Annotated in this window: 29 protein-coding genes; 16 read left to right on the top strand and 13 right to left on the bottom strand. The window is 57.2% G+C overall.

The genetic code is table 11. The features are described from left to right. Positions 1-142: 142 nt before the first annotated feature. The 3 genes from G6L28_RS03485 (at position 143) to G6L28_RS03475 (ending at position 4,021) form a co-directional block, all read left to right on the top strand. Positions 143-1,123 (top strand): DUF2336 domain-containing protein, encoded by a 981-nt coding sequence (locus G6L28_RS03485; RefSeq protein WP_234902458.1) that lies wholly within the window; start codon positions 143-145, stop codon positions 1,121-1,123. Positions 1,124-1,577: 454 nt separating this feature from the next. Further along, positions 1,578-3,533: a methyl-accepting chemotaxis protein gene (locus G6L28_RS03480; protein WP_174062397.1), complete on the top strand. Its 1,956-nt coding sequence runs from the start codon at positions 1,578-1,580 to the stop codon at positions 3,531-3,533. Further along, a complete protein-coding gene (locus tag G6L28_RS03475) occupies positions 3,533-4,021 on the top strand; it encodes a chemotaxis protein CheW (RefSeq protein ID WP_174062396.1) in 489 nt (162 codons plus the stop codon). The genes G6L28_RS03480 and G6L28_RS03475 overlap by 1 nt, the downstream gene beginning before the upstream one ends. A 253-nt stretch (positions 4,022-4,274) precedes the next feature. Here G6L28_RS03475 and G6L28_RS03470 read toward each other — a convergent pair whose 3' ends face one another. Further along, positions 4,275-4,619 carry a DUF1491 family protein gene (locus G6L28_RS03470; RefSeq protein WP_174062395.1) on the bottom strand — a complete coding sequence of 115 codons (345 nt, stop codon included), beginning with the start codon at positions 4,617-4,619 and terminating at the stop codon, positions 4,275-4,277. 104 nt (positions 4,620-4,723) lie between these two features. On the opposite strand from G6L28_RS03470, the gene G6L28_RS03465 reads away from it, so the two are divergent. Together G6L28_RS03465 and G6L28_RS03460 are read left to right on the top strand one after the other, a co-directional pair. Next, complete coding sequence (locus tag G6L28_RS03465) at positions 4,724-4,951, top strand: DUF4160 domain-containing protein (RefSeq protein ID WP_174062394.1); 228 nt, start codon at positions 4,724-4,726, stop codon at positions 4,949-4,951. Further along, positions 4,944-5,348 carry a DUF2442 domain-containing protein gene (locus G6L28_RS03460; RefSeq protein WP_174062393.1) on the top strand — a complete coding sequence of 135 codons (405 nt, stop codon included), beginning with the start codon at positions 4,944-4,946 and terminating at the stop codon, positions 5,346-5,348. The genes G6L28_RS03465 and G6L28_RS03460 overlap by 8 nt, the downstream gene beginning before the upstream one ends. Before the next feature lie 11 nt (positions 5,349-5,359). Here the strand turns inward: G6L28_RS03460 and G6L28_RS03455 are convergent, their stop codons facing one another. Further along, positions 5,360-6,289, bottom strand: coding sequence for a peptidoglycan-binding domain-containing protein (locus tag G6L28_RS03455; protein WP_174062392.1), 930 nt, complete (start codon positions 6,287-6,289; stop codon positions 5,360-5,362). Further along, positions 6,261-7,784 (bottom strand): ATP-binding protein, encoded by a 1,524-nt coding sequence (locus G6L28_RS03450; protein ID WP_174062447.1) that lies wholly within the window; start codon positions 7,782-7,784, stop codon positions 6,261-6,263. Before G6L28_RS03450 ends, G6L28_RS03455 begins: the two co-directional genes overlap by 29 nt. A 479-nt stretch (positions 7,785-8,263) precedes the next feature. On the opposite strand from G6L28_RS03450, the gene G6L28_RS03445 reads away from it, so the two are divergent. Further along, positions 8,264-8,671 (top strand): DUF5330 domain-containing protein, encoded by a 408-nt coding sequence (locus tag G6L28_RS03445; RefSeq protein ID WP_174062391.1) that lies wholly within the window; start codon positions 8,264-8,266, stop codon positions 8,669-8,671. A gap of 420 nt (positions 8,672-9,091) precedes the next feature. After that, positions 9,092-9,508: a SufE family protein gene (locus tag G6L28_RS03440; RefSeq protein ID WP_174062390.1), complete on the top strand. Its 417-nt coding sequence runs from the start codon at positions 9,092-9,094 to the stop codon at positions 9,506-9,508. A gap of 18 nt (positions 9,509-9,526) precedes the next feature. On the opposite strand, the gene G6L28_RS03435 is transcribed toward G6L28_RS03440, so the two are convergent. The 3 genes from G6L28_RS03435 to G6L28_RS03425 form a co-directional block, all read right to left on the bottom strand. Further along, positions 9,527-10,354, bottom strand: a complete 828-nt coding sequence (locus tag G6L28_RS03435; protein ID WP_234902457.1) for a DUF6456 domain-containing protein — start codon at positions 10,352-10,354, stop codon at positions 9,527-9,529. Next, positions 10,338-10,790: a hypothetical protein gene (locus G6L28_RS22815; protein ID WP_234902456.1), complete on the bottom strand. Its 453-nt coding sequence runs from the start codon at positions 10,788-10,790 to the stop codon at positions 10,338-10,340. Before G6L28_RS22815 ends, G6L28_RS03435 begins: the two co-directional genes overlap by 17 nt. Before the next feature lie 318 nt (positions 10,791-11,108). Further along, positions 11,109-11,540, bottom strand: a complete 432-nt coding sequence (locus tag G6L28_RS03425; RefSeq protein ID WP_174062389.1) for a MucR family transcriptional regulator — start codon at positions 11,538-11,540, stop codon at positions 11,109-11,111. A gap of 826 nt (positions 11,541-12,366) precedes the next feature. Here G6L28_RS03425 and msrB point away from each other — a divergent pair. Then, positions 12,367-12,777 (top strand): peptide-methionine (R)-S-oxide reductase MsrB, encoded by a 411-nt coding sequence (gene msrB, locus G6L28_RS03420; protein WP_174062388.1) that lies wholly within the window; start codon positions 12,367-12,369, stop codon positions 12,775-12,777. 42 nt (positions 12,778-12,819) lie between these two features. Here the strand turns inward: msrB and G6L28_RS03415 are convergent, their stop codons facing one another. Continuing rightward, on the bottom strand, positions 12,820-13,320 hold the full coding sequence (locus G6L28_RS03415; RefSeq protein ID WP_174062387.1) for a GNAT family N-acetyltransferase: 501 nt from the start codon (positions 13,318-13,320) through the stop codon (positions 12,820-12,822). A 92-nt stretch (positions 13,321-13,412) separates the two neighbouring features. Then, on the bottom strand, positions 13,413-14,081 hold the full coding sequence (gene trhA / locus G6L28_RS03410; protein WP_174062386.1) for a PAQR family membrane homeostasis protein TrhA: 669 nt from the start codon (positions 14,079-14,081) through the stop codon (positions 13,413-13,415). A gap of 283 nt (positions 14,082-14,364) precedes the next feature. On the opposite strand from trhA, the gene G6L28_RS03405 reads away from it, so the two are divergent. The 4 genes from G6L28_RS03405 (at position 14,365) to G6L28_RS03390 (ending at position 17,193) form a co-directional block, all read left to right on the top strand. Next, a complete protein-coding gene (locus G6L28_RS03405; protein WP_174062385.1) occupies positions 14,365-15,225 on the top strand; it encodes a VOC family protein in 861 nt (286 codons plus the stop codon). 106 nt (positions 15,226-15,331) lie between these two features. Beyond that, a complete protein-coding gene (locus G6L28_RS03400) occupies positions 15,332-16,501 on the top strand; it encodes an AI-2E family transporter (RefSeq protein ID WP_174062384.1) in 1,170 nt (389 codons plus the stop codon). Positions 16,502-16,537: 36 nt separating this feature from the next. Next, complete coding sequence (locus G6L28_RS03395; RefSeq protein ID WP_337795744.1) at positions 16,538-16,867, top strand: type II toxin-antitoxin system HicA family toxin; 330 nt, start codon at positions 16,538-16,540, stop codon at positions 16,865-16,867. Next, entirely contained in the window at positions 16,864-17,193 is a 330-nt protein-coding gene (locus G6L28_RS03390) for a type II toxin-antitoxin system HicB family antitoxin (protein ID WP_174062383.1), read from the top strand. The genes G6L28_RS03395 and G6L28_RS03390 overlap by 4 nt, the downstream gene beginning before the upstream one ends. Positions 17,194-17,237: 44 nt before the next feature. Here G6L28_RS03390 and G6L28_RS03385 read toward each other — a convergent pair whose 3' ends face one another. The 3 genes from G6L28_RS03385 to G6L28_RS03375 all read right to left on the bottom strand — a co-directional run bounded on the left by G6L28_RS03385 (position 17,238) and on the right by G6L28_RS03375 (position 19,959). After that, positions 17,238-17,975 (bottom strand): polysaccharide deacetylase family protein, encoded by a 738-nt coding sequence (locus G6L28_RS03385; RefSeq protein ID WP_174062382.1) that lies wholly within the window; start codon positions 17,973-17,975, stop codon positions 17,238-17,240. Positions 17,976-18,033: 58 nt separating this feature from the next. Then, on the bottom strand, positions 18,034-18,954 hold the full coding sequence (locus G6L28_RS03380; protein ID WP_174062381.1) for a dihydrodipicolinate synthase family protein: 921 nt from the start codon (positions 18,952-18,954) through the stop codon (positions 18,034-18,036). A 102-nt stretch (positions 18,955-19,056) separates the two neighbouring features. After that, positions 19,057-19,959, bottom strand: coding sequence for a LysR family transcriptional regulator ArgP (locus G6L28_RS03375; RefSeq protein ID WP_174062380.1), 903 nt, complete (start codon positions 19,957-19,959; stop codon positions 19,057-19,059). 92 nt (positions 19,960-20,051) lie between these two features. On the opposite strand from G6L28_RS03375, the gene G6L28_RS03370 reads away from it, so the two are divergent. Then, positions 20,052-20,660, top strand: a complete 609-nt coding sequence (locus G6L28_RS03370) for a LysE/ArgO family amino acid transporter (protein ID WP_174062379.1) — start codon at positions 20,052-20,054, stop codon at positions 20,658-20,660. A 78-nt stretch (positions 20,661-20,738) separates the two neighbouring features. Then, positions 20,739-21,278 (top strand): GNAT family N-acetyltransferase, encoded by a 540-nt coding sequence (locus G6L28_RS03365; RefSeq protein WP_174062378.1) that lies wholly within the window; start codon positions 20,739-20,741, stop codon positions 21,276-21,278. A 501-nt stretch (positions 21,279-21,779) separates the two neighbouring features. Here the strand turns inward: G6L28_RS03365 and G6L28_RS03360 are convergent. Then, a complete protein-coding gene (locus G6L28_RS03360; protein ID WP_174062377.1) occupies positions 21,780-22,112 on the bottom strand; it encodes a hypothetical protein in 333 nt (110 codons plus the stop codon). A gap of 222 nt (positions 22,113-22,334) precedes the next feature. Between G6L28_RS03360 and G6L28_RS03355 the strand changes: the two genes are divergently transcribed. Both G6L28_RS03355 and G6L28_RS03350 read left to right on the top strand, forming a co-directional pair. Further along, positions 22,335-22,937 carry a superoxide dismutase gene (locus G6L28_RS03355; protein ID WP_174062376.1) on the top strand — a complete coding sequence of 201 codons (603 nt, stop codon included), beginning with the start codon at positions 22,335-22,337 and terminating at the stop codon, positions 22,935-22,937. A gap of 123 nt (positions 22,938-23,060) precedes the next feature. Beyond that, on the top strand, positions 23,061-23,906 hold the full coding sequence (locus tag G6L28_RS03350) for a metallophosphoesterase (protein ID WP_174062375.1): 846 nt from the start codon (positions 23,061-23,063) through the stop codon (positions 23,904-23,906). On the opposite strand, the gene G6L28_RS03345 is transcribed toward G6L28_RS03350, so the two are convergent. Beyond that, complete coding sequence (locus G6L28_RS03345; RefSeq protein WP_174062374.1) at positions 23,892-24,599, bottom strand: helix-turn-helix transcriptional regulator; 708 nt, start codon at positions 24,597-24,599, stop codon at positions 23,892-23,894. The genes G6L28_RS03350 and G6L28_RS03345 overlap by 15 nt on opposite strands. Between the last annotated feature and the right edge of the window lie 75 nt (positions 24,600-24,674).

Below are 24,674 nucleotides of genomic sequence, written 5' to 3'. Positions count from 1 at the left end.
CCTTTCCCGAAAATTCTTTCTTAAAAAATTGTTGTGCATAGTTCGAAAAACGGGCTTTGCCCCGTGGGTGGTTAACAGGACGTCAACACGTTTGTTCTAATTTGCGCGAATTGTATTGTTTTGCGTCTTGTTGGGTAGTGCGTTGACAGACCGGTTTCGAGAACTTGAAAGGCCAAGCGCCGAACGGAAGAAAGATGTGGTGCTGATGGCCACGGTATCGAGTTTTGAAGGGCTTTCTCATCCAACCAAATCGGAATTGCGCCAGTTTGCAGAGCTGTTTCTGCCGGTGTTTTCCGCATCCACGATTGAGGCCAAGAGAGAAGCGATAGCGGCACTGTCGCAAAATCCTAATGTGCCTTCCGCAGTGGCCTTCTTCATCGCAAGCCAGCCCATTTCGCTGGCCGCGCCCTTTCTCGTATCTTCCAAAGCACTGCGTGACGAAACATTGATCGCCATTGCCCGCACCCAGGGCTCGGCACATGCCCGCGCCATCGTGCGCCGAGACGATCTTTCTCCCACCGTCGTCGACGCGCTGGTCGGACTTCGCCATTCTCGCAGCGCGCCGGTAAGACCGAGCGAAGAGCTGGAAACGACGACGACCCATCAAATACAGGTAACCGAACAGGCCATTGCCGAGCGCGAGGAGAGCCTGCGTCGCCAGTTGCGCACCATGGCGCACCAGTTCCGCCGTACTGCGGGAGACAATCTGGGCATACGCCGGCTGACCGACGTTCAGGAAGCGCTGTTGGTGCGCTTTGCGCGGGAACGAAACGCCCGCCAGTTTTCAGTGGCGTTGTCAGATTCGCTATCCGCCAGCCACTGGCTTTCGGAGCGGATCATGCTCGACATTTCCGGCCAGCAACTGGCGACCACGCTGACGGGTCTGGGCATGGAATTTGGCGATGCGGCCTTCGTCATCGAATGCTTCTATCCGCATCTGAAAGCGCGCAAGGGCGACATGACCGGAGCCGAATTGATGCTGGACAGTCTCGACCCGGCACAATGCGAGGAGCGGGTGGAGAGCTGGCGGCGTGCAGACCGCTACACCCTCAGCCCATCCCCGGAAGAAACGACACTGCCTAAAGAGAGCCAGAACGCGGAAAGACTGGTCATTCGCCGCTAAAGGCGTTTTCGCTTAAGATGAAGGGCTCAGCCCATGCGAAATCGAGATCAAGCAGGTTGCACGGACGAGTATTGTGCGACGTGCCTTATCATTCTGGCTCCTAGATCCGACAGTTCGACCCTTTTCGGTCAACCACGACAATTCGATCACCTACAGTAAAATAAGCATTCTTAAATATAAAATATTATTCAAATACTTGGATAAACATAATCAAATAGGACGCAACTCCTTACACTGAATTTGTAACGTTTAATTTAGAGATATGATGACATTCCGTAAGAGCAGGCTCCTGGAAGTGCGGGGCCAGTAGACCCAAGCGGACGGTCGCATCCTGAAAGATGCGAAGTGATGGCTGCTTGCTGCCCGATGAGCGGGAGTGGCTACGCGCGATGTTTTACCGACTGCTGATCAGAATTTGCAAGCCGGTTTCGCAACGGACTGTCTAGGGGACATCATGTCATTCTTGAAGAACACGAAGATACAGACGAAGGTTATCTCCGTCATAACGCTGATGAGCATCGCCTCTCTGATTGGCGTCGGATATGTCAGCTGGAATTACAATCAAACTGACGACGAATACGGCAAGTTCATCAACGAAACCGCACTTGCAGGAATTCTCAACGCCCGTACCAGCGGCAACCTCAATGCGCTTGGCATGCAGACGTTGCGCGCATCGCTGAACGATCCCGCCAGTGCCGATTTTGCCAAGGCGGTGCAGACTTTCAAGGCGGATCGCAAACAGCTCGAAGAGCGCCAGAACCTCGTCATCCAACTATTCCCCGCCCGCACGGAAATCTCTCGCGAGATCGTCAAGGGTGTTACCGAGATGGAAGCGATCGCAGACCGCGCCATTGCGCAGGCACAGGCCGGACAGCGGGCCGAGGCGCAGCAGACCGCGCTCAGCCTTCTCGTCAAGCTTGGCGAAGTGTCGCCTAAGATCAGCGGCGGCAACGATCAACTCATTCAGGCGTTGAAAGACGGCAACGAGCGGCTGAGCGCAAAAACCAGCCAGACCGTGCTGAATGCCGTCATTGGCCTCATTTGTCTTTCGCTGCTGGTGATCGGTCTTGGCCTCTACATCACCTCCCGCGGCATAACCCAGCCGATTTCGCGTCTGCGCGAACGGATGACCGCGCTTGCCGCAGGCGATACCGCCGCCGAGATCGACGGCCGTGACCGCCGGGACGAGGTTGGCCAGATGGCCGATACCGTCCAGACCTTCCGTGAAAACGCCCTCGAGCGCATTCGTCTGGAGCAGGAAACCCAGGCCAACCGCTCGCTTTCCGAACAGGAGCGCATCGAGCGCGACAGGCAGAAGGCGAAGGAAGCCGCAGAGGTTCAGTTTGCGGTAGACAATCTGGCGACAGCCCTTTCCAAGATCGCGCAGGGTGATACGACCCACCGTATCGAGCAGGCTTTCGCCCCGAGCCTCGATGGTATCCGCGTCGATTTCAACCGGGCGGCGGAGCAGCTGCAGTCCACACTGACCAAGGTGGCACAAAACGCGCGCGCCATCGATTCCGGTGCAAACGAAATCAAGTCCGCTGCCGACGACCTTGCCAAGCGCACGGAACAGCAGGCAGCAGCGGTGGAGGAAACCGCAGCGGCGCTGGAAGAGATCACCACCACCGTGAAGGACGCAACGCGCCGTGCGCAAGAAGCGGGCGAACTGGTCAGCCGTGCGAAGCTGGGTGCAGAGCAGTCCGGCAACGTGGTTCGCAAGGCCGTGTCCGCGATGGAGCAGATCTCCAAGTCGGCCAACGAAATTTCCAACATCATCGGCGTCATCGATGAAATCGCCTTCCAGACCAATCTTTTGGCGCTGAATGCGGGTGTGGAAGCAGCGCGTGCCGGTGAGGCAGGCAAGGGCTTTGCGGTGGTTGCGCAGGAAGTGCGTGAACTGGCACAGCGTTCGGCCAATGCCGCAAAAGATATCAAGGGCTTGATCACAACCTCCAACACGCAGGTTCAGGAAGGCGTAGCGCTGGTGGGCGAGACGGGCCGCGCGCTGGAAACCATCGTGACCGAAGTCCAGGAAATCAACCGCCACGTCGCAGCCATTTCCGAGTCCGCGCAGGAGCAGTCTTCCGGCTTGCAGCAGATCAATACCGCTGTGAACCAGATGGATCAGGACACGCAGAAGAACGCGGCGATGGTCGAGGAAAGCAATGCGGCAAGCCACGGGCTTGCCCGCGAAGTCTACTCACTCAACCAGGTTCTGGCCCAGTTCAAGCTACAGGAAGGCAGCTATGCCGGTGCAGGCAGTGTGGCGGCGGCCAGCGTGCGTACCGCATCCTCGTCGGACAGACCGGCGGCGTCCCCTGCCCGCGCACTTGGCCGGAAGATAAGTGCAGCCTTTTCCGGCAACGCTGCCCTCGCCCCCTCCAAGGACAATTGGGAGGAGTTCTGATGAACATCGCTCCATCGTCAGTCGGCACGGATACCACCCTGGAAATCATAGCATTCATGCTGCACGAACAGCAGTTTGCCGTTCGCACCACCTCCATCCGCGAAATTCGCGGATGGGCTCCGGTGACGCCGATACCCCACACACCACCGGAAGTTTTGGGCGTCATGAACCTGCGGGGCACGGTCATTCCCATCGTCGATCTTTCGACGAAGCTGGGCATGGCACCCACTGAGGCGACCGAACGCAGCGCCATCGTCGTGACCAGTGTGAAGAACAGGACGGTGGGCCTGATGGTTGACCGCGTTTCGGACATTCTCACCGTGTCCGCCGCCGATCTTCAGCCGGTTCCCGTTGCAGCAGGCATTGCCGCTACGGGCTTCGCCGAGGGTATTTTCGCCAAGGACAAGATGATGATCTGCTTCCTCAACCTGGATGCAATCTTCGCGACCGCCGATCCGTCCAGATGGGACGCGGAAACCGCCGCCTGAGAGGTCCAACATCGGCCTTGAGCCAAGGCCATCCGGTACAAAAGGGCTGCGCTTCGAAGAACGGTCGCTGTTCGGATGAAGGGATAAATGCACCCTCTGCTGTCAACCTCGGGCTTGTCCCGAGGATCTGCTAGGGCTTGATTTTATTCGACGTGGTTAGATCCTCGGGACAGGCCTGAGGATGACGGCAGAGGGTGTGTTCAAGGCTTTTACGCCAGCCTCTTCCATGCACAGAAGCGCGTCCACCCTTGCCTTACGATCCGACCACGTTGATCAGGTCGCCCACCGTCTCCGTCTCCAGTTCCACCACCCAAAGATCGCTATCGAAACGGTGCTCCTTCTCCAGAAGCGCTTCCACGGCCCCCGCTTCCGCACCTTCGAGCCGCAATTCGAACTGCCGCTCTGCCCTCACCTCGTCATCCTCGGCAAAGCTTTGCGGCGCGGGACCATAGAGATTTTCGAAACCCCCACGCAGCCGCTGGCGGATGAAGACAGCCCCTGCGGCCTCCGCACCCTTGCGCTCCACAGCCGCGAAATCTCCCGCCGCGAAGACACGGCGGATAAGGGCGGAAACGAATATATCGGATTTCAGGCGCATGAGGTGATTTATAGGGGCGCGCGCTCCTGAGTGCCACTGTTTTATGAGGTCGCAGGTAACACGTTGCCGATTGATATACCCAAGCTGTTGGGTTACTCTCGACTATGGTCACTGTCTTTCGCCAACATGGCATGCGTTTCGTTATCTATACTGCCGACCACGAACCGCCTCACGTACATGTTTTCGGGGAAGGCGAAGCGCGCATCGATATCGTCAAAATGTCCGTTATCACCCAAGGCGGAATGTCTGACCGCGACGTTAGACGAGCAGCGGCGACCATAGAGGCGAACCAACAATCATTTCTCGAGGCATGGAGAAAATATCATGGTTGAGATCACGGATGCAGAACTTGCCCAGGCAAAACAGCGTTGGCAGGCAGAACGCGCCGAGAGGCCTATTCCCTCCTCCGTTCGTTTGGACACACAGTCGGAACGGATAATCGTCGAGTTCACCAACGGCGCAGCCTTTATGGTCCCTGCCCGCTCCCTAGAAGGATTACAGGAAGCGACGGCTCAGCAACTGGCAGAGGTCGAGCTTCTAGGGGAAACCGGCCTGCATTGGGAAAGCCTCGACGTTGATTACTCGATTGCTGGCCTCATGAGTGGAATATTCGGCACAAAGGCGTTCATGGACGTGCAGCGCCGCGGCGGGCAGTCGCGCTCGCCTGCAAAAGTCGCAGCGAGCCGTGCCAATGGTGCGAAAGGCGGACGCCCGAAGAAAATCGGATAGGAGAACAGGCGTCAAAGCGCCCCGATAGACTTCAGCTTCTTCAGTACCGCCTCGTTCGGCTCTCCGGTTTCGGGCAGTCGGTAGTGCTTTTCGAAATTGCGGATGGCCTGGCGTGTCTGGTCTCCGGCAACGCCATCCACCTTCACATCGGCATAGGCGATGTTGACGAGGCCCTGCTGGATTTTCGAGACCATGTCCTTGCCCGCTGGCTTTGACGTGGAAAGCGAGGCGGGCTGTGCCTTTGGCACGTTCGTTTCCGCGTTGCGGATGGCGGCAGCAACGGGGTCGATTGCGACGCCGCCGGTGTTTGCGGCTGCGGGGCGATCCTGCGGCACGGGTTTCGGGATGGCAGCGACGGTCGTTGCGCTGTCGATCTTGAGCGCCGAGAGGATACGACTGGTGGGTTCGCCCGTCTGCTCCATGCCGACTGTTTCTTCGAAGAACAGAATGGCCGCCGTGGTGCGCGGGCCGCGCAGGCCATCCGCCGGACCTTCATAAAGGCCGCGCTTCGTCAGTTCGCGCTGGATTTCAGCCACGAGTTCGGACGGCGGGTGGTCGGTCTGCTGGGCAGCATTCGGCGCAGGCGTGGCGATTTGATAGCCATCGGGCACGGTCGGCTGCGGTGTCTCCGTCTGCCGCTCTATGCGGAAGGTGGTGACGTTGCCGCTCTGGCCAAGCTGGGACGTCACGCGATAACCGGCAATGCCGTTGGGGTCTTCCTCATCGCGCGTTCGCAGGAACGGCGATGGATGGTGGCCGGGCTGATACCACAGTGCATTGGCGGCAACGAAGCCGAACAGGACGAAAAAGGCCGTGCAGCCGCCAACCAGTTTCGGATGGCGCAGAATGTGTTGTCCAACAGCCTGCGCAGCAACAAGCGCCAGCGCGGGCTCTTTAACGGTCGGTTTTTTCCTAGGCGATTTTCGCTTTGGAGCGGCCATCCGCAGTTTCCTTCCTCGTCATCATCACGTCTGCAACAGGGCTTTGCGTTTTAAGGCGCGGCGGAAACTCCACCGGCTCTATCAGATCGCCATTGCCGGCCACCTGATGGCCGGAGCCATCAGCGGGCAGGAGCACGGTCACAACCGTTCCTTCGCCCGGACGGCTGGCAATCGCAAAGCTGCCGCCATGCAACTCCACCAGAGCCTTTACCAGCGAAAGCCCCAGACCCGTGCCTTCATAGCGACGGGTATATTCATTCTGAACCTGCATGAATGGCTGGCCCAGAAGTTCGATCTTGTCTTCGGCAATGCCGATGCCGGTGTCGCTGACGGTGAGTTTCAGCAAAGTTCCCTGCATGGCGGCGTCGATGGAGACGACACCACCGGATTCGGTGAACTTTATGGCATTGCCAGCCAGATTGATGAGAACCTGCTGGATGGCGCGCTGATCGGCAACGACTTCGCCCATATCCCGCTGCATGCGGCTCGTCAGCGTCAGGCCCTTCTGCTTGGCCTGAAGTCCGAGCATGCCTTCGCAGGCGGAAACGACATCACCGATGCGGAACGGCTCCATCTGGAGTTCGTAGCGGCCCGCTTCCAGCTTGCTCATGTCCAGCATGGTGTTGACGACGGACAACAGATGCGCGCCCGACTGGCGGATCAGCATCACATATTCGCGCTGGCGGTCATTCTCCAGCTTGCCGAAATATTCCCCCGCGAGGATATCGGAAAAGCCGAGAACGGCATTGAGCGGCGTGCGCAACTCGTGGCTGACGGCAGCGAGGAAACGCGACTTGGCATCGTTGGCCGATTCCGCTTCTTCTGCCTTACGCGCCACTTCGCGGCGCAGCATTTCCTTGTCGGTGACATCGCGCAACTGACCGACGATGCGTACCAGTCTGCCGAAGCCATCACGCTCGGCGGTGAGGTCCATGCGTGCGTAAAGAAACTGTGCCTGACGATTGCCCGCATTTTCAAAGCGCACATCGGCGACGACGGTTTCCTGCCCCTGTCGCAGCGCATCGAAAGCCTGCATCAGGCCGATGCGGTCCGAGACATGCACCCGCTCTGCAAAGACGTGGCCGATGCAATTGTTGACGTGCGCGGGAAACTGATGCTGATCGCGACCGGCAACGCCCTGCACCACGCCAAGCTCATTAAAAAAGAGCAGCATGCCGGGGATCTGTGTCGCCAGAAGCTCCGGCCTGGCAGTCTGTGTCGCGGACATTTCTCGGGCTGGCTTGTGCAGCGTCAACAACATAGCTGCCGCTGCCAGAAACAGTGCAAAGACCACCGTGACGCCAAGAGGCAGCGCGAGCGAGACCGGAAAGACCAGGCAGAAAACGGCGGGCACGACGAAAAGCGCAGCGCTGCCAAGCGTCACCAGACGCCGCAGCGCATGGACCGTCGCCACGCGTTCGCTTGCGTCTTCTTCCATGCGCGCCAGCCAGGTGCCAGCCGCATGATCGATCAGCGCAATCGCTTTTTCCGTTATGTTACGCAATACCCAAACACCGAATCTACAGAGGCCGATAAGCCCTTAACCATGGCCGACAATATGGCGATGCGGCTTAAGGAAAGGATAAAAGGAGGGCTCGGAACGCCCCCTAAAAGCCATGGGAGTCTCATTTCGAGGCAATTCACCGAGACTTCAAAGATCATGGTTAACGGCGGGTAAGCGAAGGATTTCGTTAGATTTTTCCCTTTGTGTTAACCTTTGTGGCAGGCCTGACGTCCGTTATCCCCTGCATTCCGTGGAAAGCGCCGCAATTATGCTTAACATCGGCCGTTAAAATTCTAACGAAATGGCATTCATCGTCTTGGAGCGGAACAAATAGCTACAATTTGAATTAAATCTCGCTGATTTTTTCAAATGGCTGTTGGTCTGTTGGGGTCTAGGGTGACACCAAGCCCGAACAACAGGGCAACCACGGATGATCCGAAAGGACGCCGGTCAAACAGGGTAGTCTCGCAATGTGGTTTCTGATCAAAGGATCGTTCTGGTTTTCGATGGTTCTGGTCGCTCTTTCCTACCTGAGCGGTAACAGCGCGGAAACGCAGAACTCACAGATGAATGTCGCAGGCGCGGTATCCGCCGCCAGCGAAGCCTACCGTTATGTCAGTGCCATCTGCGTAGAAAAGCCGGATGTTTGCGTAAAGGGTGCTGAAACCTTCCACGCTCTGGGTGAGAGAGCCCGCGAAGGCGCAAAGGTTGCCTATGAACTGATCGACGCGCAGCTTGCCACGAACGACGAGAAGGTCGCCGATGCGCAACTGCAAGCAGTCACCGCCGAACACACTCAGGTCAGCGACGATATCAAGACCGGCACGATCAAGACGGAGAGCACAATTCCACTGCCGCAGAAGCGCCCGACGCTCTGATGGCCCGTTCAACAATCGCCGCTCGTCGGCTGCAATTCTTGAACAGGCCGTAAGGCAACCGTAAGGACCAGACGCCTCGTAATACAGAATTTCGAGAACCCCCTCTCACACCCACTTGCAGCCGCATCCCGCTATAGATGCGGCGGCCAGACTGCCCGACTCCGCCCCGTAATGACGCTTTGGCTTCATTACGGGGCTTTTTTCTTGATGCGTGGTGGTTCAATTCGGGCGGGGTTTGGCTTATATGGCGGTCACGGTTCTACCTCCCTCATTCCTGTCCTTGTGACAGGAATCCAGTCGGCGCGCGTCGGCGCGACGAAGGACTCTTTTCCAGCCCAAGGACTTGAGCTGACTGGATTCCTGTGACAGGCACAGGAATGAGGGGGTGGGGATGCCGCGTTAAACAACGGATGACAGCGAATGGCTTCTCTCGACAAGATCATGGACGATTTCTCCTTTCTCGACGATTGGGAGGACCGCTATCGCTATGTGATCGAACTCGGCAAGGAGCTGCCCGACCTTGCGGACGACAAGAAGACACCCGAAAACAAGGTGCAGGGCTGCGCCAGCCAGGTCTGGGTGGTGAGCCACAGCGATGGCGCGGACGATCCGGTGCTGACATTCGAGGGCGATTCCGACGCGCATATCGTGCGCGGACTGGTGGCGATCGTACTCGCCACCTATTCCGGCAAAAAGGCCTCCGAGATTGCAGCCCTCAATGCGATCGACGTGTTCGGCAAGATCGGGCTCGTAGAACATCTGTCTTCTCAACGCGCCAACGGCTTGCGCTCCATGGTCAACCGCATCCGGGAAGAGGCAAGGCTTCTGGCGGCTTGAGCGGTGCCCTTTTTGCTCTCAAGTCTGGAAAACCGGTCGGTAATCCTCCGCACCCCAACTGTGGCTGTTTCGCTTTCGCACCGTTTCCGGCGGCGCGTAGTGGCGAGCGAGGCTTTGAAGGGCTGCGCGTAGCATAAGCTTGGCGGAACGGGCGGGCCATTGACGCTCCCGCTCCACCACTTCCAGCCCTTTTTCAAAGCAGCAGATATCGATGGCCACACCAGAGAGTTCCGGCCCCATGGCATCCGCAGCCCTGGAGAAGCGCAGGCGCGCGGCCATGGCGACATCGGTAATTTCCTGTGCACCACCCGCCTGCCCTTTCACACGGTTGGAAAGCCTCGGCTCAAAGCTTGCCGTGACGCGGGGGCTAAGATTGCCGCGCTGAAAATCACTCGCAAAACGCTCTCCCGCCTCCAGGGCATCGACGGGAAAATAGGCCTCGCCGTTCTTGTCTTTCAGCCGGACCAGAGCCTGCAATGGCGACGAGAGAGCGTTGCGTTGCGCCGTCACCCACTCCCCGTTCAACTGCACGGCCACTGCTTCATTCTCGCGGTGCTGCTCCAGAAATATCTCTTCCCGCTCCGGCGTCATGGCGCGCCTGAGAAAGGCGGAGGTCGCCGATGTCGGCTCCACGAAATCGGCCTTCCTGCAAAGCAGGCCAGCCGCAACCGCCGCATGGAGCAGAACAGGGGAAACGTCTTTGCTCGCATCCGTCATTGGTTGGCAAAGCCGGATCGTCTCCGGCCCATCGACAAGGCGGATCGGCCCCTTGCCCACGAAGCGAAGCAGGCGCACCATCGCCATTCTCTCGGACTTGCCCTTGGCGTTTTTAATTTTGGAGGTCATCTCCAGCCTCCTTCATGATGCCGTATATGCTTTTCGACAGCCGCTCGATGGCGGTTACGAACTCATCGAAGCCCGGATTTTCCCGCCGCTCCTCCACGATCAGGCAGCAGGAGCGGATGGTCGCCTGATCTCTGCCGAAGCAAAGCGCGACCTGCGTAATGGAAAGAGACAATCCGACATGGCAGACATAGATCGCGATCTGCCGGATGTGCTTTGCGGCGTGGCGACCGTTGCGGCCCTGCGGCGTTTCCTGCGCGATGAGGCAATACATCTCGAGCGTGCATTGACGCACGATATGGCATATTTGCCGGTTGAGCGATGACACATAAGCTTCCGCCGACACCGGCGACGGCAGGACTACCGATACAGAATCAGTAGCCAAGAGAAACGGCGGCCCTTGAGGGTCAGCAGGCGGCGGCGCGGGTAAATGAGGCATGAACTTACTCCTGACGTTGTAGGAATTAATTCATATATCAACTTGGCGGAGGCGGAAAGTCCTTAATAGGAAAATATTCATATTTCTATATCGGGATCGAAAATGCCGAGATCGCCACGTCAGCGAAGGGAATTTTGTCGAACGAGGGCGTCGCAAGGGGAGTGTCGACAGCGCAACCCACATGTAATCATCAAGACGGTTTGCAGCGACCGCGCGTCCAGCAGGTGGCACTAAGCGTATCGACAAGGCGTGATGGCGGCCTTCACAAACAAAAAAGCCGGCCACGAGGACCGGCTTTCATGTGATAGTCGAAGCAGATCAGCCGCGACCGGACTTGCGGCGCTGGCCAAGTCCCATTTCCTTTGCAAGGCGCGAGCGCGCTTCCGCATAGGCAGGTGCGACCATCGGGTAATCTACCGGAAGGTCCCACTTCTCACGATATTCTTCGGGAGAGATGCTGTGATGCGTCGTCAGGTGACGCTTCAGCGACTTGAAGGAACCACCACATTCCAGGCAGATGATCTGATCGTCCTGGACAGACTTTCGTACGGAGACGGCAGGCTTCTGCTTTTCAACGCTGACAGCCGCAACCGCAGGCGCGGAGGTGCCGCTAAGCGCAGTGTGTACGTCGGAAATCAGGCTTGGCAATTCCGCGACCGGAACAACGTGGTGGCTAACATAGGCAGCAACGATATCCGCCGTAAGCTCGACCAGAAGGTCTTGAGCGCCGCCGTATGTAGTTTCCGTCATATAAGTGTCTCCTGTTCATGTCTTCTGTGGCGCCGGGACAACCCCTTTACCAATGAAGCAAAGTTATCCCCAAGCCCACCAGACAGGACGGCGAGAAGCATCCGGCTTCACCCCAAATCCTGCCTTAACCCTTCAATTCCGCAGCGCGGATCTTAAAAAGACCGCGCGGCGACGATGCGATTTACCTTTCGGATTTCTTCGAGAAATACGGAGAAATTCTGTCGGCGATGACGACTGGCAAAACGGAATGCCAATTAATCTCTAAAAAAGCCAGTTTAGCCAGCAATTCAATGTCTAATGGAATTCCGTTTACGCAAGCCACAAATCAATATCAGCAACTTTACAAAAGGTGGATAACATCAAACCAAAAAAAGTCCAATTAGTATTTTGGATCAATTCAGACGAAAACGGCTTATTCTACTTACAAAAAATCATAGGTAATAAAGAAAGAATATATGCCGAAATTATGACCTAGTTTATCATCCCACGAAATCGTAAATCAACTTAAAGTTTGTTTCGCAACATTCTCCGGCTTCGCGTAAAACCGCGGACATGCCTATAGAATATGGGATTTTCCTGCGAAATATACGGGGCGTGCTTCAACGTCTTTTAGAAACGGAAAACCAGTCTGCGCAACCAGACAAGTTAGAGACAGGTCGATTGCCAAAAACAACAGCAAGAAACCGTGGGATAGAATGTGCATATGAGCAGTAGGGCTCGTATAACCCGGAGTATAATTCAACCGACTGCGTCATGGGGACGCACCCTCCCCTTATAATGGAGCACGCGGAACATTATATCCCGGCCAACAGAAAGGGACATCGTCATGAGCGATCTAAAATCTCCCAAACTCACCAGAACCGATGCCGAATGGCGCGAGCAGCTCACGCCCGAACAGTATCACATACTGCGCGAACACGGCACCGAACGCGCCTTCACAGGCCCCTACTGGAACAGCTCGGAAAAAGGACTTTACCGCTGCGCCGCCTGTGATGAACCGCTCTTCATCTCCGACACCAAGTTCGACGCGGGCTGCGGCTGGCCGAGCTATTTCGAGCCGGTGAAGCCCGATGCGGTGACTGAACACCGTGACGTCAGCTACGGAATGGTGCGCACCGAAATCCGCTGCGCCAATTGCGGCGGTCATCTGGGCCACGTTTTCCCAGACGGCCCACCTCCCACAGGTCTGCGTTACTGCATCAACGGCCATTCCATGGTGTTCGAACCGCAGGATTAACCGAGACGGCGCAAGGGCCGCCTCGGTTTTGCGAGGACCGTCTCAGGAAGGAACCCTGAGTTCCATACTGGTGAGGTCCAGCCAGCGGCCGAACTTCTTGCCGACTTCGGAATATTGCCCCGCCACGCGAAAGCCCAGCCTTTCGTGGAGGCGGATGGAGGCAGTATTCTGCGATTCGATTGCGCCGATCAGCACGTGGACGCCTGCGGCTTTCGCGTGCTCGATGAGGGACAGCATCAGCAGCCTGCCGATGCCGTGGCCGCGGGCATCCTTGTGGACATAGACCGAATGTTCGCGCGTGTGCCGGTATCCATCGAAGGGTCGCCAGTCTCCGAAGGAGGCGTAGCCGACCAGAGCGTCGTCCTTGATTGCGACGATGACCGGGAAGCCTCGCTCCGTGCGCAGCTTGAACCACTCCTTGCGGTTGTCCAGATCCACCAGTGTTTCGTTCCAGATGGCGGTCGTGTTCTCCACCGCATCATTGTAAATTTCCATGATGCCGGGAAGGTCTTCGACGGTGGCGTCGCGCAATGTCATGCTCATGCTTTTTATCCGCTGCAAATAAGTGCCTGCCGCGACAATAGGCGTGGCGCTTTCGCCTGTGAAGCAATTTTACGGACATGGATGCCGGATCATTATGCAGCGACCGGAGGCAGGCTGAAGCTGGTCATCACCGCTGAATAATGCACGGCTGCAGCGACGACGACGAACCCGTGCCAGATTGCGTTCTGGAAACGCAGGCGCTCCCAGACGTGGAAGATCACGCCCATGGAATAGATCACGCCGCCAATGATGATAAGCCAGAGAGTGACGGGTGCAAGATGATTGGACAGCGGCTCTGCCACCATGACGCCGCTCCACCCCATTCCAAGATAGAGCAGGATCGCCAGCCGGTCATAGCGACCGGGATAGAAACATTTGATGAATATGCCTGCAATCGCCGCCAACCAGATCCCGGCCAGCGTCAACGCAATCAGCGGGTCTTCGATGCCACGTTGCAGGAATGGCGTGTAAGTCGCTGCGATCAATATGAAAATAGCCGAGTGATCCAGCCTGCGCAAAAACCATTTGACGTTGGAGTGCGGCCAGATGTTGTAGGTGAAGGAGATCGAAAGGCACAGAATGAGACCCAGCGCATAAATCCATGCCGCAGCAATCGAGCTCAGGCTGCCCCAAAGCGTGACATAGAAGATGAGCGCAGTCGCGCCGACAAGCGCAAACACGATACCGACGCCGTGGACGATGCCATCGGCAACAATTTCATGTAGATCGTAACGGCGGCCAAATCGCCAGATTTCACTCATTTTTCTGCATCCTTTTCCGGGATGATGCAAATAATATGCGACGGTAACAAGACGCAGGCAATCACTTTACATTCGGCAGCGTTACATTGAGACCCGATCATATTCGCCGCATGCTTTTGCTCATTCAAGCACATATCGCAACGGGCATCGTCAACAAATCTTCAACACTGCATCGTGGTCAGGAGATATTTCCGTAACGGTGCAGGTGGGCCATATTTGCCTACAGGGGCGCGGGTGCCCGCGCTTAGAACCGCTTCACTTATGGAAGCACATGGAGAAGATCATGACCGATGAGACGCAATTTGCTTTTACAAGGCCCGGATATGTCGGGCAGGCGCATCTGGTCGTGCATGATCTGGCGCGGGTTTCCGAATTCTATCAAAAAATCATCGGGCTAACGGTAATCGAACGTTCGAAAAGCGGTGAGGTGCTGGGCGTGGATGGCAAACCCCTCCTCACACTCACCACAGCCGATAACGTTCTTCGCGCCCCGCGCGGCGCGGCAGGGCTGTTTCACACCGCATTTCTGATGCCGAGCCGAAATGATCTGGCGCAGTGGCTGGCCCATGTCGCCCATAATAATGTGTCGCTTCAGGGGGCGTCGGACCATCTCGTCAGCGAGGCGATCTATCTGGCAGACCCGGAAGGCAACGGCATCGAGGTCTATCGGGACCGCCAGCACGAGGAATGGAATTACCAGCCGGACGGCAAGGTGGAAATGGCAACCTTACCCCTCGATCTTCAGGGGCTTTATGACAGCGCGCCCAAGACACCGTTCCGTCATGCGGCGGCGGGCACGGCGATCGGGCATATTCACCTGCAGGTCGGCAATATTCCGCAGGCCGATGCGTTTTATCAGGATGTTCTCGGCCTCAATATCATGGCCCGGTATCCCGGCGCGAGCTTCTTTGGCTATGGCAAGTATCACCACCATGTCGCCGCCAACATCTGGAACAGCAGGGGTGCTGAGGCAAGAACCGACGATATGGCGGGGCTCTCCGGCTATTCATTGACCTTCAACGAGAAGGAAACGCTGGACAGGGCTGTCGCCGCACTCGACCGTCTGGAAATCGCAACCGAGCGGCACGGCGACGGGATTTCGCTCAAAGACCCATGGGGCATCGGGTTGAAGCTCTCGGCCTGAGCGAGGGCGGATTTGGGACAGCCAATCCATCTCGAAGCATATTTTAGAATTGCCGGAACTGCCGAGTTTTCCGTGCGTTATAGCGTCCTGATGGGGGCACGGTAAAATGAACGAACAAAGTCCGGTACATAAAAGGAAGGCCCAGGCGCATCTGCCAAATACGGATCACCACCACGATCCGTTGATAAAGGGTGCACTGGCAACCGCTCACGATGACGCAAGAAGCCAGCAGCCCTTGGGCCGTGAAGCTCTCGATGTCGCCGTTGCCTGGTCGATCGTCGGGCTATTCCTCATCGTCTTCATGGGCGTCATCCATGCATTGTCGCTGGTCCTCATCCCCATCGTGCTGGCAATCGTCGTCGGCATGATTCTCGGTGTTGCCGCTGAAAAACTGGGTTCCTATGGCATTCCCGGTTTCGGCGTCGCCGTCATCCTGTCTTCCGCTGTGGCGCTGGTAATGTTCATCGTGGCCAATTCGCTGGTTGAACCGCTCTCTGCACTTGCGGCGGAGGGACCCGGCCTGTTGCAGCGGAGTTTGGACCGTTTTCTCCCCTATCTCCAGAACTGGGGATGGCTGAACATTTCTGCTGCCACATTCAATATGGGCTCGATGACGATGGAATCCTTCCTGTCGCGAAGCAGCGAAGTGATCGCCGTCGTGGGGTCCAACCTCACGCCCGCCATTATTCAGGGGCTGATGTTCTTTGCGGCTTTGCTGCTGTTTCTCTACAGCCGCGTCAGGCTTCGCAAGGCGGTTATCATGGCCTTTCCGCAGCGCCACCAGCGGCTGAGAACCATCCGCACCATCGCCTCTATTGAAACCGTGCTGAGCTCTTACTTCGCAACCGCGTCGCTGCTTTATGCCGGGCTAGGCGTTTCCATGGTCGTCATTGCCTATCTCGGCGGGCTGGCAATGCCGTTTTTGTGGGGGCTGTTTGCCTTTCTTTCCAGCTTTGTGCCCTTCCTCGGCATCACCGCGATGACCCTTTCATTGGCGGTCGCTGGCATCATAACCCATGACAGTCTGCTGCTCGGCCTGCTGCCATCCATCGTGTTCTTTACGATACACCTTTTGATGGAAAACCTGGTCTTCCCGGCGGTTGTCGGCAAGAATCTCGAGATCAACCCCTTCCTGGTCTTCGTCGCAATCGTCTTCTGGACATGGATGTGGGGTGCCGCTGGCGCAATGCTGGCCCTGCCCCTCTCGCTCATCGGCATGACGATTGCCCGCGAACTGTTCCCATCCCGCAAGGTCGTGCCAAACCTGCCGTCCTGATTGCCTTGACGATATCGCTTTTCTACATATGGTTGAATGTATGGCTCAGCGTCAGAAGAGTTGCCGCGCCAGCATATTGAAAGCGATATCAAAAAGCGATACTATATGGAATTAGCCAGGAAGCACAGGAACGTTCTGGATGCGGTGTTTTCCGATCCTGTCCGGGCTGGAATAGAATGGCGAGATATAGAAGCCCTTTTTATTGCCTGTGGCGCAGAGATTTCGGAAGGAAGCGGCTCGCGCATTCGTGTGGCGCTAAATGGAGTGCGTGCTGTTTTTCATCGGCCACATCCGCAAAAAGAGACAGACAAGGGAGCGGTCAAATCAGTGCGCCGCTTTTTGGGTGAAGCAGGGATAATTCCATGACCGTCATGCATTACAAGGGGTATGAGGCGATCATCGATTTTGATGAGGACGCGGAGATTTTCCACGGCGAGGTCATCAATCTGCGCGATGTCATTACGTTTCAGGGAACATCCGCGGCTGAGCTGAAACAGGCGCTAGCAGATTCTGTCGAAGACTACATATCCTTCTGCAAGGAACGAGGCGAAGAGCCGGAAAAGCCGTTTTCAGGCCAGTTCGTTGTTCGCGCCGAGCCGCAGTTGCACAGGGCAATTTCCACTGCCGCCAGAAAAGACGGCGTCAGCCTCAACAAATGGGTAACGTCGGCTTTGGAAAAAGCAGTATCCTGAAACCAAGGGGCATTCGCGCCGTTTCTTGGAAACGCGGAAATGTTCTAATTCGACGGCAGATGAAAAGCCGGGTCATCAAGGCGAGTGAAGGCTACACCTTTGGCCTTCAGTGCCAGAAGGCCCTTCACGACGCCCTCACCGGCTTCGTGGGTAGGCTGGTTAATGTGCGCGATGACGACATCGCCATCTCTGGCGGAGGCGATGTGTTTTGTGGTCTCTGCCGCACCAAGCAGTGAGCCGCCGTCGCCGTTGACGGAATAGCCAGCCACACGCTCGCCAAGCTGGTTGATCGTTACCATCGAGGACTGGGTGTATTTCGCCGTTGCGCCGCGAAACCAGTGCGGCTGGTGGCCGGTGGCGGCTACGATGGCCTGCTTTCCGCCCTCGACTTCCTGGATCACCGCAGGCTCCGAACCCGCAGCGGCGATGCCGTAGATCGAAACGGGTATATCGACGGCAGGCATATGATTTTCGCCGTGATTTTCGATCTCGAACAGATCGGGATGCGCCAGAAGGATGGCGAGCGCGTCCGGATTGTGTTTCAGCCACCTGCCCGTGACGAAGATCGTCGCAGGGATTTTCTCATTCACCAGCGTATCGAGAATGCGAAAATCCGTCTTGCCCATACAGGCATCGAGCGTGATGGCAACGCGGATCGGCGCTCCCTTCCGCTGCGTGTTCAAGCCTTCCATTTTCAAGGTTGGCTCCACGAGACCAGATCCTGCAAGCGCGGGAGAAGCGAAGGCGAAGATCAGCGCGGCAATATGAAGATGCTTCAACATTTGCGGTGATACTTTCAAAATGGAATGAGCATTGAATGCCGCCTGCAAAGCGCCGGAATTATGGCGTGGCAGCGGGCAAACCATCCAGCTCGGCAAGTTTTGCCAATGCCTCCTCCACCCGCTGCGTATCGCTGATACTCAGTGGCATGACCGGCAGCGGCGGCTGACGATGCGTGAGCGAAAGCAGGTTGGCTGCGGCATAGATGACGCGATAGCTGCCGAATTCCCTGAACAGGGTCCACAGGGGTTCGAAATAGCTTTGCAGGCGTTGAACCTCCCCTGCATCGCCCGCCTGCGCTGCGCGCAGCAGACGCAGCGATGACACCGGCAACAGTCCACCGATGACGCTATACCATGCATCCGCGCCTTGCAGCACGGCATCCGCGCATCCCCAATCTCCGCTATAACCGATTGCGAAATCATCCCCGAGGCGCGGTCGCAGCCGTTCCAGCTCCGGCTTGAATTCCATGCTAGCGGGCAAAGGCATCTTTACGGAAAGCACGTGCGGAATGTAGGCGAGCCGCACCAGCAGTTCATCGCTGAAGGTGAAATGGGTGGTGGACGGGTTGTTGTAGATGCAGAGCGGAAGGGAGGTGGAGCCCGCAACTGCCGCGAAATGGTGATAGGCCTCTTCCTGCGTCAGCGGCGTGTATGACACGGGCGCAAGCAGAAGCGCGTCGGCGCCTGCATTTTCCGCATCCTTCGCCAGCGCTGACGCCTCATCCGTTCGCAACGCGCCGACGCCAACCATTAGCGTTGGCTTGCCCTTCAAGGCTTCCGCCGCCGCTTTCACGGCACGATCCCTTTCCGCCCGTGAGAGATAAGCATAGCTTCCGGTGCTGCCCAGAAGACCGATGGAATCGACGCCCGCCGCATCCAGCCGCTCGAGCAGCCGGGAAAGCGCCTCAACATCGACCTGCCCGTTCTCATCCGCCGGTGTCAGCGGAAATGCCGATAACCCATGAAACCTGCCGCTCATATGCCTGACCCTCAAAACCCTCAGCAGGAGAGTTAAGCGGCAAAGCAGGTATCGGCAATAACGAAAGGAAATCAGTCAGATATGGTTGCAGAATAGCAACGGTTATGCCTCTGTCACAAGCTCTTTGCGGGCGGCGGCGATCACGGCTTCGGTCAGTGGCCTCAGCCTATCCGCCGCCAGCCGGTTGACCTGCCAGAACAGCGGAATATCGAGATGCGCGCCCGGCACCAGCTCGACCAGACGGCCGGCGGTGAGATGATCCTTAACCAGAAGATGCGGGTTCATGCCCCAGCCCATGCCCAGCAGCGCGGCATCCACGAAGCTCTGGGTAGACGGCAACCAATGGGTCGGATGCACCACCGGCGCGCCGAAAACCTCGGTAATCCATTGATGTTGCAAACGGTCCTTCTGATTGAATGTAATAGCGGGCGCTTCCGCAAGCCTTGCCTCCGTGACACCCCCGGCAAAATAGCGCTCGATAAAATCAGGACTTGCCGTTGCGTGGTATCGCAGGTGTCCAAGGGGCAGCACACGGCAGCCCTGCACCGGCTTTTCAAGGCTGGTCACAGCGGCCAGCACGCGCCCGCGCTGTAACCATTCCGCCGTGTGATCCTGATCGTCCACCGCGACATTGAGAAGATAACCCGACGCGTTGGTGAAACCAGATACCGCTTTCAAAAACCACGTGCCGAGGCTATCGGCATTGGTGGCGACATGCAGCGTCACCTGCCGACCCGGCTCATCCGGCGAAAGCAGCGCGGGAAGCTGGCTGAAAAGCTCCGTTTCCAGCATTCCCACATGCTCCATGTGGCGACAGACCCATTCGCCTTTTTCGGTCGCAGTGCAGGGATTGCCGCGCAGGATCAGTACCGCGCCCAGACGCTCCTCCAACTGCTTTACCCGCTGGGAGACGGCTGACGGCGTGACATGAAGCGCAAGTGCGGCTTTCTCGAAGCTGCCCGTTTGCACAACCATCGCCACCGCACGAAGCGCTGCATAATCCATCGCGAATTAATCCTGCTTAATCTGAGTAAGGTTGTTTAACTGGATTAATCTTCATGCGCTACCTATTCCGAAGCCGCACAAGGGGGCAGGACATGGATTTTTCGACATATCTTACGGGCTTCACCATGGGGCTGACATTGATCGTTGCCATCGGCGCGCAGAATGCATTTCTGCTGCGGCAGGGCTTGCGAGGAGATCATGTCTTTGCCGTATGTCTCGTCTGTGCGCTTTCTGACGCAATCCTGATGTTGGTTGGCGTGACCGCCTTCCGGCAAATTGCCGCAATATTGCCCGCACTGGAACCAGCGATGCGCTATGCCGGTGCCGCCTTTCTGCTATGGTACGGCGCAAAAAGCCTGCAATCGGCGCTGAAGTCATCGCAGGTGCTCGTGGCAGCATCGGGCGCGGCAGCGCACCTTTCCACGACGCTGATAACCTGCCTTGCGCTGACATGGCTGAACCCGCATGTCTATCTGGACACGGTGGTGCTGATCGGCACCCTGTCCACGCAGTTTCCGGGTGCCGAGACCGAATTCGCCATAGGGGCAATGACGGCATCCTGCGTGTTCTTCTTCACGCTGGGTTATGGTGCCCGCTTTCTTCGACCAGTCTTTGCCAACCCCTCCGCCTGGCGAGTTCTGGAAGGCATCATCGCGCTGACCATGTGGCTGATTGCGGTCAAGCTTCTGACGGGTGGTTGATGGCGGCAATTTCGGTTGTCATGAGAATGGCTCTCGTGCAAAGTCGAAAGGATTACGCATACCCGTCAGGATATTGAAATGCATAGCTTAAAGCCTGTTGTCACCATCCGCCCCTGCGAAGAAGCCGACATCCCCACCATTACCGAAATTTACCGCGATGCCGTGCTTCACGGTAGCGCAAGCTTCGAAATCGAACCTCCCGCATGCCAAACGATGATCGAGCGGCGCGCGGCACTGGTGACTGGCGGCTTTCCCTATATCGTCGCGGAAGTGGAAGGCGCGGTTGCCGGATACGCCTATGCCGGACCACACCGCGCGCGCCCGGCCTATGGCGCGACGGTGGAAGATTCCATCTATGTCGACCCCAATCGCAAGGGACTGGGCATCGGCAAGACGCTGCTGCTGGCGTTGATCGAAGACGCCACAGCCAGAGGCTTTCGCCAGATGGTGGCCGTGGTGGGTGATTCCGACAATGCCGCCTCAGTCGGCGTTCACCGCGCCGCAGGTTTCGAAATGGTCGGTACGTTGAAATCCGTCGGCTGGAAACATGGCCGCTGGCTGGACATCGTACTCATGCAGCGACCGCTGGGAGAAGCGGATACGACGCCTCGATTTTGATGGCCATGATCGGTAGGCGTAGCCCAAAAATACGTTAGGTTGCAGATTTGCGTATCCCTTGACGAGAGACTTTTCAGAACGCTACCTATCAATATCAGCGCGGTGGGGTAATGATGCTTACAAAAATTGGATTCGTAGGGGCTTGGCTCGTGCTAATCATGGGCGGGTTAAGATTGGTCATAGCGATTTGGATCGCGACCTTAGCTGATCCAGTTCGCGCCGCTATACTAAAATCGCGATACCTCGGCTCTAAACCGATGGGAGAAATAATTGACGGAACGGTCACTATAATAGTATGCGCAGTTGCGTTAGGAATCCTTGCAGAGATTAGCAGGTCAATTCAGCGCCAAAGCTGACCTCTGCTTTCAATAAATGCGCTGCGGAGCAGATCACTGCCTTCGGGTATATCTACTGCAGACAAAATCAGGGGCAGGCCTTCGGGCGCTGCCCTTTATTTTTACGTGCACGTTTTCCAAAATGCAATCTTAGTTTATGACCCTGTCAGGGCTTCGTCGAGCCCGGCACTTCTGCCTTCACCGTATCCGCGGAAAGCTCGCTGCCCAGTTCAACGGCTTTGGTTTTCTTGTCGTAAACGCAGATATGGCTGATGGTGGCGTCTGTGCCCTTGGCCTTTCCGGTCAGGACGGCGAGACCGTAATTTTCGCTGCCGGTGGGATCGACGACCGCTTTTGCATCGTCAAGAAGCGGAGCGGCGGCTGAGAGGCATTTGGCCTGAACATCGGCAACGAATTCCTCCCATGCGCCATCGGAAGAGGCCGCGACGGGCAGCGTCGTGAAGGCTGTGAGGCCAAGAGCCAGAAACACTCGTTTCATTGCAGTGTCCTTTCGGTGAAACTTGAGGGACAAGCGAACGGATCATCCAAAATCGGTACGCAACCTTGGGCAGGAAACATGTTTTTGCCGAGGCATGAGTGGAATTTTCTCAATTGCCGGAACATTTTGATAATTCACAGGTTGCCTCCATCAACGTCCGCTTTTATGGTCCGCCCACAGGTTTCAAGGAGCGGCAACGCCGCTGCAACAAGGAGTAAAACCATGGCCTTCGAACTTCCCGAACTCCCTTACGATTACGACGCGCTTGGACCTTACATGTCCCGCGAAACGCTGGAGTTTCACCACGACAAGCACCACAAGGCCTATGTGGACAACGGCAACAAGCTGGCTGCTGAAGCCGGTCTTGCAGACCTGTCTCTCGAAGAAGTCGTGAAGAAGTCCTTCGGCACCAATGCTGGCCTCTTCAACAATGCAGCCCAGCACTACAACCACGTTCATTTCTGGAAGTGGATGAAGAAGGACGGCGGCGGAAACAAGCTTCCGGGCAAGCTGGAGCAGGCTTTCCAATCCGACCTCGGCGGTTTCGACAAGTTCAAGGCTGACTTCATCGCAGCTGGCACCACGCAGTTCGGCTCCGGCTGGGCATGGGTTTCCGTCAAGAACGGCAAGCTCGAAATCTCCAAGACCGCGAACGGTGAAAACCCGCTGGTTCACGGCGCAGAGCCGATCCTCGGCGTCGACGTATGGGAACACTCCTACTACATCGACTACCGCAACCTGCGTCCGAAGTACCTCGAAGCTTTCGTCGATAATCTCATCAACTGGGATTACGTTCTGGAGCGCTACGAAGCCGCTTCAAAGTAAGTTTTTCCGCTTCGACGGAAGCGAAGCACCCGGCCTTCGTGCCGGGTGTTTTGTCTTTGGGCTCAAAGTCATGAAGCCCCCTGTCACACAGCTGTCACCGCATCCCCATATGCGGAAGCCACCATGACAGACATATCCATCCCGCTTTTCTCCTTCGGCATCGTGGCCGATCCGCAATATGCCGATATCGCTCCGCGCCCGGACATGGACCGGTATTTCGCAGCGAGCAAAGACAAGCTTGCGCGGGCGATCGACACCTTCAACGGTGAAAATCTCGCTTTTGTCGTGACGCTGGGGGATATCATCGACCGGGGGTGGGAGAATTTCGATGCCATCCTTGCCTGTTATGACAGGTTGAAGCATCGCTCGGTTCTGCTGCCGGGCAATCATGATTTCGCGATTGAGCCGGAATATCTGCCGAAGGTTCACGCTCGGCTGAATATGACAACGCCGTGGCACACATTCACTGTCGGCCAATTTCGCTTCGTCGTGCTCGATGGCAATGACGTCAGCCTTTTCGCGCCACCTTTGGAAGATCCGCGCCGTGCCTTGGCGCAGCAGCGGCTCGATGCGTTGAAGCAGACGGGCGCGCTGAATGCACAAGACTGGAACGGTTCCTTCAGCGATGAACAGCTGGGCTGGCTGCGTGCGACACTGGCAGCGGCGGATGCGGCGAATGAAAGCGTGATCGTCTTATGCCACTATCCGCTTTATCCCGAAAACGCTCATAACATGTGGGATGCGCCGGAGGTGCTGAAACTGCTGGCCGCGCATGAAAGCGTCAAGGCGTGGTTCTGCGGCCATAATCACGATGGCAATTACGGCATGATCGGCAACACCCATTTGGTGAATTTCAAGGGAATGGTGGACACGCCGCACCAGAACAGTTTCGCCATTGCCGATGTCTATGCGGATCGGATCGATATTCGCGGTTTCGGCCGGGAGTTCAGCCGCTCACTGGCTCTTTGAGGCGTCCGGCAATGGGGTGATCCGCCAGCCGCCCATCCATAATTGCCGCAGGCGCTCCCCCTCGCCTTTGAAACCCAACCCCGTTTCCACGCAGGCCAGAACGCGATCCGCCCGGAAATTGCGGATTGCGTGCCGAAGCTCGCACCATGCAACGATGTTGGCCGTTTCCGAATAATAGATGACGGCGATGGGGCGGATGATGCGCTCCGTTTCTGCTCCCTCCTCATCCCGGTAAGAAAGCAGCAGCTTTTTCTCATCACGCACGGCGCGCCGCACCAGCGCGAGATCGACCGAGGCCGAAATGGTGGCAAAGCCCCAGGCGTGCAATGCGGTGGAGGAGAGAATGCGCCCCAGCGGCGCTGGCACGGAAGCGGCGATCTTGCCGCTGACACGCGTTGCCGCCTGCGCCAGTTCCCGGTCTCCACTGCGCTCGACCATGGCCAGTGCCAGCACGATTGCCTCCGTTTCCTCAATGGTGAACATCAGGGGCGGCAGGTCGAAACCGGAACGCAGCACATAACCGATGCCGCGCTCACCCTCTATCGGCACCCGCATCGCCTGCAGCGCGACGATATCGCGATAGACCGAGCGCGAGGTGACTTCCAGCTGCCCAGCGATGGCCTGCGCCGTCACCGGCTTTTTTGCCCGCCTGAGTATCTGGATGATCTCGAAAAGCCGGGATGCCTTGCGCATGTTTTTCCTTCAGCCAGGGCATGACTACTGACAGAACGCTGTCAGTTGCGAGCGTCTATAAACGGGTGGATTTCG

The sequence above is a fragment of the Agrobacterium larrymoorei genome, from assembly GCF_013322225.1.
GTDB lineage: Bacteria > Pseudomonadota > Alphaproteobacteria > Rhizobiales > Rhizobiaceae > Agrobacterium > Agrobacterium larrymoorei_A.
Note: the sequence above shows the minus strand (reverse complement) of the source record. Positions and strands in the feature narration are given on the sequence as shown.

Bases quoted from the DNA above. Each gene is read 5' to 3' on its own strand.
- G6L28_RS03480 (WP_174062397.1), top strand. From the start codon at position 1,578: ATGTCATTCTTGAAGAACACGAAGATACAGACGAAGGTTATCTCCGTC.
- G6L28_RS03475 (WP_174062396.1), top strand. From the start codon at position 3,533: ATGAACATCGCTCCATCGTCAGTCGGCACGGATACCACCCTGGAAATC.
- G6L28_RS03470 (WP_174062395.1), bottom strand. From the start codon at position 4,619: ATGCGCCTGAAATCCGATATATTCGTTTCCGCCCTTATCCGCCGTGTC.
- G6L28_RS03465 (WP_174062394.1), top strand. From the start codon at position 4,724: ATGGTCACTGTCTTTCGCCAACATGGCATGCGTTTCGTTATCTATACT.
- G6L28_RS03460 (WP_174062393.1), top strand. From the start codon at position 4,944: ATGGTTGAGATCACGGATGCAGAACTTGCCCAGGCAAAACAGCGTTGG.
- G6L28_RS03455 (WP_174062392.1), bottom strand. From the start codon at position 6,289: ATGGCCGCTCCAAAGCGAAAATCGCCTAGGAAAAAACCGACCGTTAAA.
- G6L28_RS03445 (WP_174062391.1), top strand. From the start codon at position 8,264: ATGTGGTTTCTGATCAAAGGATCGTTCTGGTTTTCGATGGTTCTGGTC.
- G6L28_RS03440 (WP_174062390.1), top strand. From the start codon at position 9,092: ATGGCTTCTCTCGACAAGATCATGGACGATTTCTCCTTTCTCGACGAT.
- G6L28_RS03435 (WP_234902457.1), bottom strand. From the start codon at position 10,354: ATGACCTCCAAAATTAAAAACGCCAAGGGCAAGTCCGAGAGAATGGCG.
- G6L28_RS22815 (WP_234902456.1), bottom strand. From the start codon at position 10,790: ATGCCTCATTTACCCGCGCCGCCGCCTGCTGACCCTCAAGGGCCGCCG.
- G6L28_RS03425 (WP_174062389.1), bottom strand. From the start codon at position 11,540: ATGACGGAAACTACATACGGCGGCGCTCAAGACCTTCTGGTCGAGCTT.
- msrB (WP_174062388.1), top strand. From the start codon at position 12,367: ATGAGCGATCTAAAATCTCCCAAACTCACCAGAACCGATGCCGAATGG.
- G6L28_RS03415 (WP_174062387.1), bottom strand. From the start codon at position 13,320: ATGAGCATGACATTGCGCGACGCCACCGTCGAAGACCTTCCCGGCATC.
- trhA (WP_174062386.1), bottom strand. From the start codon at position 14,081: ATGAGTGAAATCTGGCGATTTGGCCGCCGTTACGATCTACATGAAATT.
- G6L28_RS03405 (WP_174062385.1), top strand. From the start codon at position 14,365: ATGACCGATGAGACGCAATTTGCTTTTACAAGGCCCGGATATGTCGGG.
- G6L28_RS03400 (WP_174062384.1), top strand. From the start codon at position 15,332: ATGAACGAACAAAGTCCGGTACATAAAAGGAAGGCCCAGGCGCATCTG.
- G6L28_RS03395 (WP_337795744.1), top strand. From the start codon at position 16,538: ATGTATGGCTCAGCGTCAGAAGAGTTGCCGCGCCAGCATATTGAAAGC.
- G6L28_RS03390 (WP_174062383.1), top strand. From the start codon at position 16,864: ATGACCGTCATGCATTACAAGGGGTATGAGGCGATCATCGATTTTGAT.
- G6L28_RS03385 (WP_174062382.1), bottom strand. From the start codon at position 17,975: ATGTTGAAGCATCTTCATATTGCCGCGCTGATCTTCGCCTTCGCTTCT.
- G6L28_RS03380 (WP_174062381.1), bottom strand. From the start codon at position 18,954: ATGAGCGGCAGGTTTCATGGGTTATCGGCATTTCCGCTGACACCGGCG.
- G6L28_RS03375 (WP_174062380.1), bottom strand. From the start codon at position 19,959: ATGGATTATGCAGCGCTTCGTGCGGTGGCGATGGTTGTGCAAACGGGC.
- G6L28_RS03370 (WP_174062379.1), top strand. From the start codon at position 20,052: ATGGATTTTTCGACATATCTTACGGGCTTCACCATGGGGCTGACATTG.
- G6L28_RS03365 (WP_174062378.1), top strand. From the start codon at position 20,739: ATGCATAGCTTAAAGCCTGTTGTCACCATCCGCCCCTGCGAAGAAGCC.
- G6L28_RS03360 (WP_174062377.1), bottom strand. From the start codon at position 22,112: ATGAAACGAGTGTTTCTGGCTCTTGGCCTCACAGCCTTCACGACGCTG.
- G6L28_RS03355 (WP_174062376.1), top strand. From the start codon at position 22,335: ATGGCCTTCGAACTTCCCGAACTCCCTTACGATTACGACGCGCTTGGA.
- G6L28_RS03350 (WP_174062375.1), top strand. From the start codon at position 23,061: ATGACAGACATATCCATCCCGCTTTTCTCCTTCGGCATCGTGGCCGAT.
- G6L28_RS03345 (WP_174062374.1), bottom strand. From the start codon at position 24,599: ATGCGCAAGGCATCCCGGCTTTTCGAGATCATCCAGATACTCAGGCGG.